Genomic DNA, 13,547 nt, shown 5'->3' on the forward strand with positions numbered 1-13,547 from the left:
CACCGGGTTCGATTTGTAACTGCGGCTCCCCTCGCGTAAAGTAATTCGAGGTTCGGGGAGCGAGAAGTTCTGCAAGAGCCGAGAATGCGCCCATAGCTCAGCTGGATAGAGCGTCTGTCTACGGAACAGAAGGTCAGGGGTTCGAATCCCTTTGGGCGCACAGTAGAGAAATAGAATCAAAGAAAGATCCGCACCGGTCCGCCGGTGCGGATCTTTTGCTTTAAGCCTGTGATGCTACCCCGCAACGGCCCGGGTGATTCGGCGCCGGATCCCGTCGAAATGGCTGTTGAGCCGCTGGGCGGCCAGGGCCTTGTCCGCTGCGGCTACAGCCTCGTAAATTTCCCGGTGCAGCGCAGCCACCGCCACCAGATCCACCGGGTCCTTGCCGCCGAGTTCATTGTGGATCCGGCGGTAAACCTTCCAGAAGACCCCCAGCAGGCTGATCAGCAGCTCGTTATTCAGCGGCTCGAACAGCCGGCGGTGGAACTCGGCGTCGGCTTCCACGAAATGCTCACCGGCCCCGGCCAGGGTTTCCATCCGGAGCACGGACTCCTCGACGGCGGCCAGCTGTTCCGGGGTCATCCGGTCCATGGCGCCGCCGATCAGCCCGGCCTCCAGCGCCTGCCGGACCTCCACCAGCTGCAGGGCCTCCTGCCCGTGGTGCCGCAACGACAACCGGCCCCTGAAGGTGAGTCCCTCCGTCAGGGCATCAAAGTTGCTGGCGGCCACGAACATCCCGAAGCCGTGACGGATCTCGACCACGCCCAACGCCTGGAGCGCCTTGAGCGACTCCCGCAGGGTATTCCGGCCGACGCCGAGGTCAGCCGAGAGCTCATTCTCGGTGGGCAGCGGGTCACCGGCTTCCAGCCCGCGCTCCAGGATCAGCTCCATGATGTCCGACTGCAGCGCCCGAAGCCGTGCCTGTGCACTGAACCTCGCCTGCGGCACGATATTGGCTGTGGCCATGGTCATTCCCCTCCCCCATACGTGCTTCCACAGTAGCGAAGGTCCCACGTCCTGCACAGGGCGTTTACGGAGCGGTTTGCTGCCATCCGGAACCGGAAGGCGCGCCCGGATCGGGGCACCGGATCGGGGCCACGGCCCGGGCGTAGGCTGTTGCCATGACAGCACAGCCTGAACGTGAATTCGATGTCATCGTGATCGGCGCGGGCGCCGTCGGTGAGAATGTTGCGGACCGCGTGGTCCGCGGCGGACTGACTGCGGTGCTGGTTGAGGCGGAACTGGTGGGCGGTGAATGCTCCTACTGGGCGTGCATGCCGTCGAAGGCCCTGCTCCGGCCCGGAACGGCCCTGCACGGCGCCCAGACCGTCCCCGGCGCCGAGCAGGCGGTTACCCGGACCCTGGATGCCGCCGCCGTGCTGAAGCGCCGGGACTACTTCACCTCCAACTGGCAGGACGACGGCCAGGTCAAGTGGGTCGAGGACACCGGGATCGAGCTGATCCGCGGCCACGGCTGGATCACCGCCCCGCGCAAGGTGGAGGTGGCAGGGCTGGACGGCAACAGCTACGCGCTCTCGGCGCGGCACGCCGTCGTGGTCGCGACCGGTTCCCGCCCCAATGTGCCGCCCATTGACGGGTTGGCGGACATCGAATTCTGGACCACGCGGGAGGCCACCTCCGCAAAGAAAATCCCCAAACGGCTGGCCGTTCTCGGCGGCGGCGTGGCCGGCACCGAACTCGCCCAGGCCTACGCGCGGCTTGGCGCGGCGGTGACGGTGGTGGCCCGGCACGGGCTGCTGGGCGCGTTCCCGGGGCCGGCGGTGAAACTTGTCGCGGCAGGCCTGCGCGCGGACGGCGTCGAACTCCACCTCAACACCGGAACCCAAAGCGTCCGCGAGAACGCGGACGGAAGCTACGCCCTCGTGCTCGACGGCGGCCGCACTGTCACTGCGGACAAACTCCTCGTAGCCACCGGCCGGCACCCGGCACTGGAAGGGATCGGGCTGGAGAGCGTGGGGCTCACCCCCGCGGACGGCAAACCGCTGCGGCTCCGGACCGATTCCACCGGCATGGTTGCGGACGCCACCGGAAATGATGCAACCGGCGGCGCAGCCGGCAACGGCGGGCCATGGCTCTACGCCGTCGGCGACGCCGCCGGGAAAGTCATGCTGACCCACCAGGGCAAATACGAGGCCCGGGCCACCGGGGACACCATCGCCGCGCGGGCCAAGGGCCGGCTCGACGGGGAGCCCGCCCCGTGGAGCCGCTACGCGCAGACGGCCGACGAGCATGCCGTGCCGAACGTGGTGTTCACCGACCCGGAACTGGCCAGCGTGGGGCGGACGGTGCAACAGGCGGAAAAGGACGGTTACCGAGTCTCTTCGGTGGAGCTCCCCATCCAGGTGGCCGGCTCCTCGCTGCACGCCGAGCATTACGAGGGCTGGGCCCAGCTCGTGGTCGATGAGGACCGCAAGGTCCTGCTGGGTGCTACGTTCGCGGGCCCGGACGTGGCCGAGCTGCTGCACGCCGCCACCATTGCCGTCGTGGGCGAAGTGCCGCTGGACCGCCTCTGGCATGCGGTTCCGTCCTACCCCACGATCAGCGAAGTGTGGCTCCGCCTGCTCGAGGACTACGGCCTCTGAGTCCGCTCCGCGGCAGCGCCCTGCCCCGTGCCCGGGCAGGGTCCGTCTGGTTGATCACATCCGTACAGCTCTATTTGAACTGACCAGTCAGTTTAGTTAGCCTTGAGGCAGACATTCTTCTGCGAAAGGCCCGCATTGCTCTCTGCGCATCAGCTCCACGTGAACGGCCGGCGGGATGACCTGCTTCCGCCCACCTCGCTGCAGGCCCGCCGCGGCGGGCTCCTGCTGGTGTCCGGAACGCGGCAGGACCAGCGCACCGCCCTGGCCCTGGCCCTGAGCGGACGCATGAAGCCTTCCGGCGGGACCTTGGAATGGGACGGGAGCCCCCGGACCAGGAACCTCCGGCAGGCGAGCGCCGTCGTGGACTCCCCCGGCGTCAACGATCCCGAGCAGCACCTGAGCGTCCGCGATCTCGTCACGGAGGACCTTGCCCTGGTCCCCCGCCGCTACCGTGGTGCCCTGCTCAGCAAACCCTGGCTCAAGGTCAACCGCTTCGAGGACATCGCCGGGCTGTGGACCGAGCAGCTTCCGGCAGACCGGCGGCTCGAACTGCTCACAGCCCTTGCCCTCGTGGATCCGCACACCGACCTCCTCGTGGCTGACTCTCCGGACCGCCACAGCGGCGATCCCGCGGACTGGCTGCCGCGGCTTGAGGAACTGGCGAACGACGCCGGCCGTCCGCTCGCCGTCGTAGCCACCGTCAGCCGTGTCCCGGAGCGCTGGTCGGGCCCCACCGCGGTGATCGGCAATGCGGCTGTCCGCACCGCAGAAGGCCTTCCGCAGGAGCTGTGCGAAACTCCCGAGACGGAGGACGCAAAGTGACCGTGCTGCGGCTGGCCCGCTCCGAACTCAAGCGTATGACCGGCGGCTTGCTGCCCAAACTGACCATCCTGGCGCTGACCATGGTGCCGCTGCTCTACGGCGCCGTGTACCTCTATGCCAACTGGAATCCGTATGGAAACCTGAACCAGATCGACGCGGCCCTCGTGGTGGAGGACTCCGGCGCCACCTCGGCCGACGGCACCAGGCTGGAGGCCGGCCGGAAGGTCGCCGAGAGCCTGGCCGACGGCCATGTCTTCAACTGGCAGACCGTCGCCGGCACGGCCGAAGCGGACCAGGGCGTGAGCTCCGGCAAGTACGCCTTCGCCCTGAAGATCCCCAAGGACTTCTCCGCCAACCTCGTCTCCCCCGGCAGCTTCGACGCCGCCAGCCAAGCCATGCTCAACGTCACCACGAACGATGCGAACAACTACCTGCTGGGCACCATCGTGGACAAGCTCAGCACCTCGGTACACGCCACGGTCGCCAAGGAAGTAGGCGAGGAAACCGCCAACCAACTCCTCACCGGCTTCGGCACGATCCACTCGCAGATGCTGAAGGCCTCCGACGGCGCCGGGCAACTGGCCGATGGCATCGCCACTCTCCACGACGGGACGGTGACCCTGCACCAGGGCACGTCAGAGCTCAGGAGCGGCGCCGCGGGACTCTACAGCGGGCAGCTCAAACTCCGGGACGGCGCCGCCACGCTCAGCGCCGGGGCCGGCCAGCTCAGCACCGGACTCGCCCAGCTCAACAACAAGACGACCGCCCTGCCTGCCGACACCCAGCGGCTCGCCGAGGGTGCCGCGGGCGTGGCCGCCGGCAACGCCGCGCTCAACACCAAAGTCCAGGGCCTGGTAGGCCAGCTGACCGCCTCCGAACAGGCGGCAGCGCAGGCACGGCGCAGCCTGGTCACGGCGTCGAACGCCCGGCTGGTCGCGGCCGGGGCCATCACCCCGGCCCAGGCCGCTGCGATCCTGGCCGACTTTGATGCCAACCCCGCCCCGGCCACTTCCACAAGCCCGGCTGCCACCCTCAAGACGGCCGCGGGCCAGCTCCAGCAGCTGGCAGACGGCTCGGCGGCCGTCAATGCAGGCGCCGCCACGCTGGCCGGCGCCGCCCCGGCGCTCAGCACCGCCGTCAGCCAGGCCTCCGCCGGGGCGGACCGGCTCGCCGGCGGCGCCTCCGCCCTTGCCGCCGGGCAGCAGAACGCGCTGGACGGCGCGGGCAGGCTCTCCGAGGGGGCGCAGAAACTCGACGACGGCGCGGCACAGCTGGAGAACGGGGCCGCCGCCGCGTCCGGCGGCGCCCGGACCCTGGCCGACGAACTCGCCAAGGGTGCCGGGAAGGTCCCCAACCCCGACGGCACGCAGAAGGACAGCCTCGCCAGGGTCATGGCGGACCCCGTCGCCGTCAGCACCGTCTCGCAGGCCAAGGCGGACTCCTACGGCGCAGGCCTCGCCCCGTTCTTCCTCACCCTGTCCCTGTGGATCGGGATCTTCATGCTGGTCCAGGCCATGCGGCCCGTCACGCAGCGGGCGCTGGCGTCCAATGCGCCGTCGTGGAAGATCGCGGCCGGGGGCTGGATCCCGTTCCTGGCGGTCTCGGCCGTCCAGGCCAGCCTGCTCACGCTCGTCGTGGATGTGGGGCTGGGGCTCAATCCTGCCCATCCCGTGCTGATGTGGTTCCTGATGCTGGCGGCAGCGATGGCGTTCAGCGCGATCATCCAGGGTGTTGTGGCACTGCTCGGATCGCCCGGAAAGCTCGTGGTGCTGATCCTTTTGGTGCTGCAGCTTGTCTCCTCCGGCGGCACGTTCCCCTGGCAGACCACGCCCGGGCCGTTGCACGTGGTGCACCAGGTCCTCCCCATGGGCTATGTGGTCAGCGGCATGCGGCACCTGGTCTACGGGGCCGATCTGGCCATCATCGTGCCCACCATGCTGGGCCTGGTTGGCTACACTGTGCTGGGGCTGGCACTGTCAACGCTTGCCGTTCGCAAGAACAAATACTGGACCCTCAAGTCCCTGAAACCGGAGATCGCCGTATGAGCACGATCCGTAAGGGTCCCGGCACCTCAGACGCCGGCACGCCGGCCTCCGGCGAAGCAGCCGCGGGCGAAGCGGAAAAAAGGCTCCGTCCCGGCCGCACGAATGCCACCAAGCAGAAGCTCTTCGACGCTTCCATGGAGCTGATCGGCGAGCGCGGCGCGGCCGGGGTCACGGTCGATGAGATTGCGGCGGCCGCCGGTGTTTCCAAGGGGACCGTGTATTACAACTTCGGCAGCAAGTCCGATCTGATCGCCCAGCTGCTGCGTCACGGCGTGGACATCCTGCTCGCACGGCTCCTGAGCGTCAAGGACGATTCAGCGGATCCCCTCAACGCCATGGCGGAGATGATCGGGCAGGCCATGGACTTCATGGACGAGTATCCTTCCTTCGCCCGGCTGTGGGTCAGCGAGAACTGGCGGACGCCGAGCGAATGGCAGGACACGTTCACCGAGCTCCGCGGACGGCTCCTGGCCGTGGTCGGGGCCGCGATTGAGGGCGTGGCTGCCGTCTACCCGGTGGATCCGGCTGTTTCCCGGGGCAGCCTGGAAACGGCTGTTTTCGGTGCCTGTTTCGTGGTGGGCCTGGACCGCCAGACGTACAACCCGGAGCGGACCAGGGAGCAGAGCGTCGGCGCGATCATGGCCTCCATGCGCGGCTACGTGGTGAAGTAGTCCCCTCTCAGGGATGATTGTTCACATGCGCCACATGGGTAACAGCGGCAGGATTGCCATCGGAGCGATGCTCGCCGCCCTGGCGCTGTTGGTGCTGACCGCTATCACGCTTCACGAAACGGTGTTCCTGTGGTTCCTTGCTGCTTCCGCCGTGGCCTACGTGGCGTGTGTGGCCGAACTCGTGATCCGGCGGCGGCATAGGACCCTGGCCGCGAGCGGGCTCGGCAGCACCCTCTTCATCGCTTTTGGCATCGCGTTCCTGCGGCAATGGGGGCTCGCCTTCAATCCCGATCCCGAGGCCTTGTCCACCCACGTCGATTCCGCGCATCCGGACCTGTATTTCTACCTCGCGGCGGCCGCCGGAGCGGCCACCCTGCTGCTGCTGGTCGCCGGCACGGTCCTGCCCGGCCGGGGCAACAGCCCGCGCGGCGCCCGGTATGCGTCGCGCCGGCGTCCGGTGTCCCGGGGCCCGGCGTCCCGGGGCCCGGCGAGGAGCGCAACGCCACGGGGCACGGGATCCGGCAAAGCTGCCCCCCGCCCGGGCCGCCCGGCAGCCCCGGCAGCCAAGCGGCCGGCGCCGTCGTCAGCGGCCAAGCCCTCGGCAGCTAAACCTGTGGCCAGGACCCCGGTCAAACCAGCTGCCAAGTCCCCCGCCCGGCCGGCGGGCAGGACAACCGCCCGCCGCTGAGCGAGAGTCCGCTAATCAACGGGCCGGTCCCCTCAGGCCTGGCCGTCGCCCGGGTTGCGGGTGGCGTCGTCGCCGGCGATATTCCCGCGCGCGCTGCGGTCACGGCGCAGTTCATCACCCGCAGCCCCGTCGCGTGGTCCGCCGTCGTGGGTTCCACCTTCACGGAGCTCCGCTTCACCCGGCTGGGACGGACCGCCTTCGGACGTGACCACATCCGGATCCAGTTCATCGGCTTTTCGCAATTGCTCCTGGGAGCCGGCACGGACGCTTTCTGCCTCCTGCTGGCGGCTGCTGGCTTCCCGGCGCAACCGCTCCGCATCGACCTCGGCCTGCTTTGCGTCTGCTTCGGCCCGGGCTGCTTTCGCCTCGCGCTCCCGTGCGGTGAGCTCATCCGCCCTGGCTTGTTCGCGCATCTCCGCGGCCCGGTTCCGGTCCGCGGCCACCTTGCGTTTGCGGCTAAGGAAGACTGCCACTGCAATGATCGCGAGCACTACGACAATGCCGACGATGATCCCTACGATCTGGCCTGAATCCACGATGATCCGCCTCTTCCCTGTCGCAACAACACATGGGTGAACAGCAACAGTAAAGCGCAGAATCGGGCGCGTGACTATGGAGGCCCGGTACCGGCGGCGTCCGCCGGTAACCCCGCTATTTGGCCCGCGGCACCTTGAACCGGGTCAGCCTGGCATCCTGGCCGTCCAGCTCGGCCCAGGGCTTTTCCGTCTCCATCACCGTCAGGGCGCTGGTGGGATACCGCGTGGCGGCATCCATGTAGGCATCGTGGTTGGAATCGCGGGACGCCAGGTACATGGCCAGGTCCTGCACCCCGGGCATGTGCGAGATCACCATGAGGGTGGTGACGGTATCCGGGACATGGTTGATGACGGTCAGCATCCGTTGCGCGGGGGCCGCGTAGAGCCCGTCCTCAAGCTTTGGCGTCGGCGCCTTGTCTCCGAGTTCGCTGCACACCCAGGTACAGGTCTGCCTGGTGCGGAGGGCACTGGAGCAGAGGATAAAATCCGGGACGACGTCGTGCTTGAGCAGCCACCTGCCGGCCACCGGTGCATCCCGGTGGCCGCGCTCTTCGAGCGGCCTGTCATGATCGGCGACTCCGCCGGGCCAGTCGGCCTTGGCATGCCGCATGATCACCAGCCGTCGAATGTGATGCGCGCTCATGCCCCAATCCTAGTGCGGTGGCGGTTCCCATGGGCGCGCATCCCGCCAGCCGTCACTCAGTCGTCCAGGAAAAACGTCACTTCCAGCACAACGTGCCAGGCAACGACGGCGCCGTCGCTGATTTCAACCTTCTGTTCCTTCACCCACGCCCCCGTGACATTGCGCAGGGTCTTGTTAGCCCGGTCGACGCCCTCCTTGATGGCGGCATCGAACGAGGTCTTGGAGTTCGCGCTCAGGGTAGTAATCCGAGCAACAGACATATCTTCCTCCCAAGAGTCGGCTCAACGGTCCGTGACTACGCCGGAGGCAGGAAACACAACAGGGCCCACCAGCCGCGGCGGTACATGCTCCTTAGCCGGTTACGCACAAGGCCATGTCCCGGCGAGTGGGGGGCGCTGAAGCGTAGCGGCACATCCCGCAGTGGCAAAGCGCGCAAGGCGACATTTTGCGTAGTGCCGCATCGCCGACTAAGGAACGAGGGAGGAAGAGAGCTGGCCGGGTTCCTTGTCCGAGCTTGCGAGGTCAAGGGAGCCAGCGAACGCTAAGGCACGGCAAAATGCCGCATTGTGCGCAATGGGCGCAGGCGCCGAGGGATCGTGCCGCGAAAGCGAAAGCGCCCGCCCCAACAAGAGGGACGGACGCTTTCGTGCGGACCAAAAAGGCTAGATGGAGTATTCCGGAGCGGCCCAGACTACAACTTCGGGGTGCTCGTAGAAGCGGTAGCCCTGGCCGCGGACGGTGCGGACGGTGTTGGCGAGGCGTCCGAGCTTGGAGCGCAGGCGGCGGATGTGGACGTCGATGGTGCGCTCGTTCGGCACCTCTTCGGCATTGCGCCACAGTCCTTCGAGCAGCTCGTCGCGGCCCACGGTGCGGGTGCCGTTCTCGACGAGGTAGTTCAGGAGCTCGAACTCCTTGAACGTAAGGTTCAGGGATTCGCCGTCGAGGTGCACTTCACGGCGGGCGAGATCGATCAGCACGCCGGACGGACGAGGGTCCTGCGGCGGCTGGAGGCGCGCGGTCTCCGTGCGCTGGCGGGCACCGGCCGTCGGGTCACCGAAGGTGGAACGGACGACGTCGAGGGCGGAACCGGGCGCGCTGGCCGGCGCCACGGCGACGGCGGCGTAGCTTTCGGCACCGGCCACGAGGGACTGTGCGTAGGCGCGGATCTCCTGGGCCAGCTTGGCGATGGACGTGCCGGCAGCCGCCGCGGTGTCTTCGTCGATCCCCATGTAAAGCACGAAGCCGCGGGCAACGTTGTCACCAGCGGCGGGGCGGACCGCTGCACCGGCGCCGGGGGCAATCACGGGGGTGGGCGCTGTGTCCGGTGCCGGCGGAACGGCGCGGAGCTGTCCATAGGAGTTCGGGTTGTAGCCCTGTGCGGCGTAGCCGGGCGCAGGGAAGCTGCTGCCGGAGCTGGCGGGGGCGAAGGCCGGGCGGCCGCCGAAGCCCTGGCGAATGCCCGAGGTCTGCCCGGCCTTGCTGGCGTTACGGACGGAGATGTGGACGTATCCAGATGCAACTGACATGAATGCTTACCTCAATGTGAATGGCCGTCATCGCGGCTCGAATGCTACTTTTCCCCGCAATGAAGACTGGGGAGGGGCGCCCGACGCTGGGCTGGGGGCGAATGCCTAGAAACTCTTGGGGTGTAAAAGTTAGGCGTGCATTCGACAACAGCGCATCTCGGTACCAGCGGGTGTGCTGACCCAGGAAGCTGCGGCTGCAGGTGCTGTTGAGTTCTTGTTCACAATTGAAGTGTGCATCGTAACAATGGGAACTTGCAAGTAACAATGGACCGCAAGTTCCACATAGTGAGACGAAAAGCGGAAATGTAGTGCAGATCACAATTCTGGCAGTGCAATAAAATAACAAGTGTTTTTCAGATCAAGGAATCAAAGGGGGCCTCTCGCCGAAGTATGTTCGGTGGAAGGCCCCTCTCGTTCATGATCATTCACTGTATTGGAATTAGATGAAACACCGCTGAATCAAGTGGCGCCTGTCCACCGTCCACAGAGTGGTCACGCCAGGCTCAGTTGGCCTGGCCGGTTGCGGTGGCCGCCACGAGCACCACTGACTCGGCTGCGTAGTCGGTTCCATTCTTGGCCGCGACGATCCGGACCGTCGCCCCGGTGGCAATGTCCGCCACGCCCAACTGGCTGCCGGTACTTCCCCCGGCCTGCTGGCGCCTTTGTTGCTGCTTGCTGACCACCACATCGGCACCCAGCGCGTAGCTGCGCGTGAATCCGTCGCTGCTCTTCACGGTGACGGAACCCGAAGTGACCTCGGTGACACTGCCGAGCTGTTCGGCCTTCGTGACGTACGCGCCACCCTGAAGGACCACGTATTCGGCATGCAGGGCAGCGGCAAGTCCGCCACCCATCCCGTCGGGCGAGAAGTTGCCGGCTCCGCCCTGGCCGGGGCCGGCCTGGCCCGGCATCCCGCCGGCGAAGCCGCCCTGGGCCGGGCCTTGGCCACCGGGGGCGCCAGCCGCGCCGCGCGTCGTTCCATCAGCTGACGCCGAACTTGAGGTAAGGGCATACACACCGACACCTGCCCCGGCGGCGAGCACCAGGGCGGCCCCGCCGACGACGAGACCCCGCTTGAGCGTCCAGAGCCTGGCCGTGGAGCCTCCCTGGGGAGCTGCTCCGGGCGCGCCCCAGCCTGGCGTTGCGGCCTGCGCCGGCGCCGCCGGACCGTGTCCGGGCGCGCCCCAGCCTGGCGTTGCGGCCTGCGCCGGCGGCCAGGCGTCGTGCTGCGCGGCAAAGGGCGCGGCGGCGGGCCCTGGGGCGACGGGCCCGCCGCCCGGCCGTGTCACGGGCGCAGGCGCGGCCGCGGCATCCGTGGTGGGTTCCGGGACGGGCCCGGGCTGCTGTCCGCTCATGGGGTTCTCCTTCAATCGGGACGGGATCGGTGTCCCCTCCAGAGTGCTGAGCGATCCTGTGCATGCGCTGTGCGGCTCAACAGCTGCGGCTGTGACCTGCCGACGGCCTTCCAACGGGCAGGGAAAGCAGATCCGTACACCCACGGGCGCATCCAGCTCGCTAGGCTGGGATTCACAGGTGCCGCACAGGATCCCCAAAGCCGCAACCAACCGGCAGAACGGAGAGTTGTCCCATGGCCACTTCGCACTCCATGACCAACAACCTTCCCCAGCTCACCCATCCCGACGGCTCGCCCATCCGCGCGCTGGTGGTGGACGACGAGCCCAGCCTTTCCGAGCTCATGAGTATGGGCCTGCGGATGGCGGGCTGGTCCGTCGCCGTCGCCGCCGACGGCCCCGAGGCGGTCAAGCTTGCCAAGGAGTTCCGCCCCGACGTCCTGGTGCTGGACGTTATGCTCCCCGGATTCGACGGCGTGGAACTGCTGGGCAGGATCCGGGCTTTCGCGCCGGAGGTCCCGGCCTTGTTCCTGACCGCCAAGGACGCCGTGCAGGACAAGATCACCGGACTGGCCGCCGGCGGGGATGACTACGTCACCAAGCCGTTCAGCATGGAAGAAGTGCTGCTGCGCCTGCACCGGCTCGTCCAGCGCTCTGGCGTGGCCGCGATGGACACCGCGGAACTCGTCGTCGGGGACCTCGTGCTCAACGTCGACACCCGGGAAGTCACCCGTGCCGGGGAGGAACTGCACCTCACGGCCACGCAGTTCGAACTGCTGCGCTACCTCATGGAGAACCCCAAGCGCGTCATCAGCAAGTCCCAGATCCTGGACCGGGTCTGGGACTACGACTTCGGCGGCCAGGCGAACATCGTCGAGCTCTACATTTCCTACCTGCGCAAAAAAGTCGATGCCAACCACCAGCCCATGATCCACACGGTGCGCGGCGCCGGCTACGTCCTGAAGCCGGCGGAGTAGCCGGTGCCCACTCTAGCCGGTGAGGTCCGCACCCCCGGCCGTGACTGGCGCAACCCGTCCACGTGGCACCTGCGCACCCGGCTGGTCCTGGTCGCCATGGCCCTGCTCGTGGCGATCTGCGGCGCCGTCGGCCTGTTCAGTTATGCCTCCATGGACCTCTTCCTCACCCGCCAGCTCGATACCCAGCTGGACCAGGCGTCGTCCCGTGCACGCGAATTCGGCCGGCCCCTGCCCGGCGGGACCGGCGGACGCCCCGACCCCCTCGAGGCCCGCGGCCAGGGCGTCGGCACGCTGAACGCCCGGATCCTGGGCGGCGCGGTCAGCAGCGCCGGCTTCCTCGCGGAGGACGCCACCCGCAAGAGCCTGTCCCCCGACGACGACTACGTCCTCCTCGCGCTGGCACCGAACGGCATCCCGGTGGACCGCACGCTGTCCGCCGGCGCCTACCGGCTCACGGCCGTCCAGGCACCGTACGGCGACGTGATCATCACCGGGCTTCCGCTGGCCGAGAAGGAGAACACCCTGGCCTCACTGGTCTGGACCATGGTGGTGGTGTCCGCCGGCGGCCTCGTGCTGATCGGCCTCGCCGGCACGGCCCTGATCCGCCGGACAATGAAACCGCTGGAGCAGCTGTCCGAGGTGGCCACCAAGGTGTCCCGCCTCCCGCTCGACGCCGGTGAGGTGGCACTCGCGGTGCGGGTTCCGGCGTCGGCCGCCCATCCCGGAACGGAAGTGGGCAGTGTGGGCTACGCGCTGAACCAGATGCTGGACAACGTCTCCAACGCGCTCGAGGCGCGGCAGCACAGCGAGATGAAGGTGCGCCAGTTCGTGGCGGACGCCTCGCACGAGCTGCGCACCCCGCTGACCGCCATCCGCGGGTACACCGAGCTGATGCGGATGACTGAGCACTTCACGCCGGACGGCGAGAAGTCCCTCGCCCGGGTGCAGAGCCAGTCCCTGCGGATGACCACGCTGGTGGAGGACCTGCTGCTGCTGGCGCGGCTGGACGAGGGCCAGCCGCTCAAGCTCAGCGATGTTGACCTCACGCAGTTGGCGATCGAGACGGTCAGCGATGAGAAGGTCATAGCCCCGGACCGCGTCTGGCAACTGGAGCTGCCGGAAGAGCCCGTGGTGGTCCGCGGCGATGCGGCCCAGCTCCACCAGCTGCTGGCCAACCTGCTCTCCAATGCCCGTAAGCACACCCCGCCCGGGACGAAGGTGGTCACCGGCGTGATGCGCTCGGCCGACGGCAGCGCCGTGGTGACGGTGACGGACAACGGCAGCGGGATCGCGCCCGAGTTCATTGACCGGGTCTTTGCCCGTTTCGCTCGGGCCGACGCGGCACGGAAGAACCCTGCGGTGACGACGGCAGCGGCGGCCGCCCGGGCGGGTGCGCCGGTCACCTCGGGGGCACCCGCCCGCGCTGGAGCAGGGCCGGCCGGCGGGGCCCCGGCACCGGCACCTACCGCCGAGGGGACCAGCGGACTGGGTCTGTCCATCGTGCAGTCGATTGTGGAGGCCCACGGCGGAACCGTCGAGGTCACCTCCCGGCCGGGCCGGACGGAGTTCGCCGTCCGCCTTCCACCGGCTCCGCCTGCCGCCCCCCGGTGACGATGTGGCGGGCGCTGGGCGCAAGCCGACGCACCGCCGTCGCGGTTTCTGTTATCGAAACGTGACTTAATCC

Annotated in this window: 13 protein-coding genes and 1 tRNA gene; 8 read left to right on the plus strand and 6 right to left on the minus strand. The window is 68.1% G+C overall.

All coding sequences use genetic code 11. From position 1 onward, the window contains the following. Window positions 1-86 precede the first annotated feature (86 nt). A tRNA-Arg gene (locus E5206_RS00295) sits at window positions 87-160 on the plus strand. 74 nt (window positions 161-234) lie between these two features. On the opposite strand, the gene E5206_RS00300 is transcribed toward E5206_RS00295, so the two are convergent. Continuing rightward, the gene (locus E5206_RS00300; protein ID WP_136320737.1) at window positions 235-966 is read right to left on the minus strand and encodes an FCD domain-containing protein; all 732 of its coding nucleotides are present in this window, start codon (window positions 964-966) and stop codon (window positions 235-237) included. Between the two features lie 155 nt (window positions 967-1,121). Here E5206_RS00300 and E5206_RS00305 point away from each other — a divergent pair, with 155 nt between their 5' ends. From E5206_RS00305 to E5206_RS00325, 5 genes are all read left to right on the plus strand, one after another. After that, on the plus strand, window positions 1,122-2,603 hold the full coding sequence (locus E5206_RS00305) for an NAD(P)/FAD-dependent oxidoreductase (RefSeq protein ID WP_136320738.1): 1,482 nt from the start codon (window positions 1,122-1,124) through the stop codon (window positions 2,601-2,603). A gap of 135 nt (window positions 2,604-2,738) precedes the next feature. Then, complete coding sequence (locus tag E5206_RS00310; RefSeq protein ID WP_136320739.1) at window positions 2,739-3,425, plus strand: ABC transporter ATP-binding protein; 687 nt, start codon at window positions 2,739-2,741, stop codon at window positions 3,423-3,425. Further along, window positions 3,422-5,470, plus strand: coding sequence for a YhgE/Pip domain-containing protein (locus E5206_RS00315; protein ID WP_136320740.1), 2,049 nt, complete (start codon window positions 3,422-3,424; stop codon window positions 5,468-5,470). Before E5206_RS00310 ends, E5206_RS00315 begins: the two co-directional genes overlap by 4 nt. Continuing rightward, complete coding sequence (locus tag E5206_RS00320) at window positions 5,467-6,141, plus strand: TetR/AcrR family transcriptional regulator (protein WP_136320741.1); 675 nt, start codon at window positions 5,467-5,469, stop codon at window positions 6,139-6,141. Before E5206_RS00315 ends, E5206_RS00320 begins: the two co-directional genes overlap by 4 nt. A 25-nt stretch (window positions 6,142-6,166) precedes the next feature. After that, on the plus strand, window positions 6,167-6,829 hold the full coding sequence (locus E5206_RS00325; protein ID WP_136320742.1) for a hypothetical protein: 663 nt from the start codon (window positions 6,167-6,169) through the stop codon (window positions 6,827-6,829). A 32-nt stretch (window positions 6,830-6,861) separates the two neighbouring features. Here the strand turns inward: E5206_RS00325 and E5206_RS00330 are convergent, their stop codons facing one another. From E5206_RS00330 to E5206_RS00350, 5 genes are all read right to left on the minus strand, one after another. Next, entirely contained in the window at window positions 6,862-7,365 is a 504-nt protein-coding gene (locus E5206_RS00330; RefSeq protein WP_136320743.1) for a hypothetical protein, read from the minus strand. A gap of 115 nt (window positions 7,366-7,480) precedes the next feature. Further along, window positions 7,481-8,008, minus strand: a complete 528-nt coding sequence (locus E5206_RS00335) for a histidine phosphatase family protein (protein ID WP_136320744.1) — start codon at window positions 8,006-8,008, stop codon at window positions 7,481-7,483. Window positions 8,009-8,064: 56 nt separating this feature from the next. After that, a complete protein-coding gene (locus tag E5206_RS00340; RefSeq protein ID WP_136320745.1) occupies window positions 8,065-8,268 on the minus strand; it encodes a dodecin family protein in 204 nt (67 codons plus the stop codon). A gap of 402 nt (window positions 8,269-8,670) precedes the next feature. Beyond that, window positions 8,671-9,534: a winged helix-turn-helix domain-containing protein gene (locus E5206_RS00345; RefSeq protein WP_136320746.1), complete on the minus strand. Its 864-nt coding sequence runs from the start codon at window positions 9,532-9,534 to the stop codon at window positions 8,671-8,673. Between the two features lie 503 nt (window positions 9,535-10,037). Continuing rightward, window positions 10,038-10,889, minus strand: a complete 852-nt coding sequence (locus tag E5206_RS00350; RefSeq protein ID WP_205759975.1) for a hypothetical protein — start codon at window positions 10,887-10,889, stop codon at window positions 10,038-10,040. Window positions 10,890-11,122: 233 nt separating this feature from the next. Here E5206_RS00350 and E5206_RS00355 point away from each other — a divergent pair, with 233 nt between their 5' ends. Continuing rightward, window positions 11,123-11,863 carry a response regulator transcription factor gene (locus E5206_RS00355; RefSeq protein WP_136320747.1) on the plus strand — a complete coding sequence of 247 codons (741 nt, stop codon included), beginning with the start codon at window positions 11,123-11,125 and terminating at the stop codon, window positions 11,861-11,863. A gap of 3 nt (window positions 11,864-11,866) precedes the next feature. Next, on the plus strand, window positions 11,867-13,474 hold the full coding sequence (locus E5206_RS00360; RefSeq protein ID WP_205759976.1) for a HAMP domain-containing sensor histidine kinase: 1,608 nt from the start codon (window positions 11,867-11,869) through the stop codon (window positions 13,472-13,474). The last annotated feature ends 73 nt before the right edge of the window (window positions 13,475-13,547 follow it).

The organism is Arthrobacter sp. PAMC25564, from assembly GCF_004798705.1.
GTDB lineage: Bacteria > Actinomycetota > Actinomycetes > Actinomycetales > Micrococcaceae > Arthrobacter.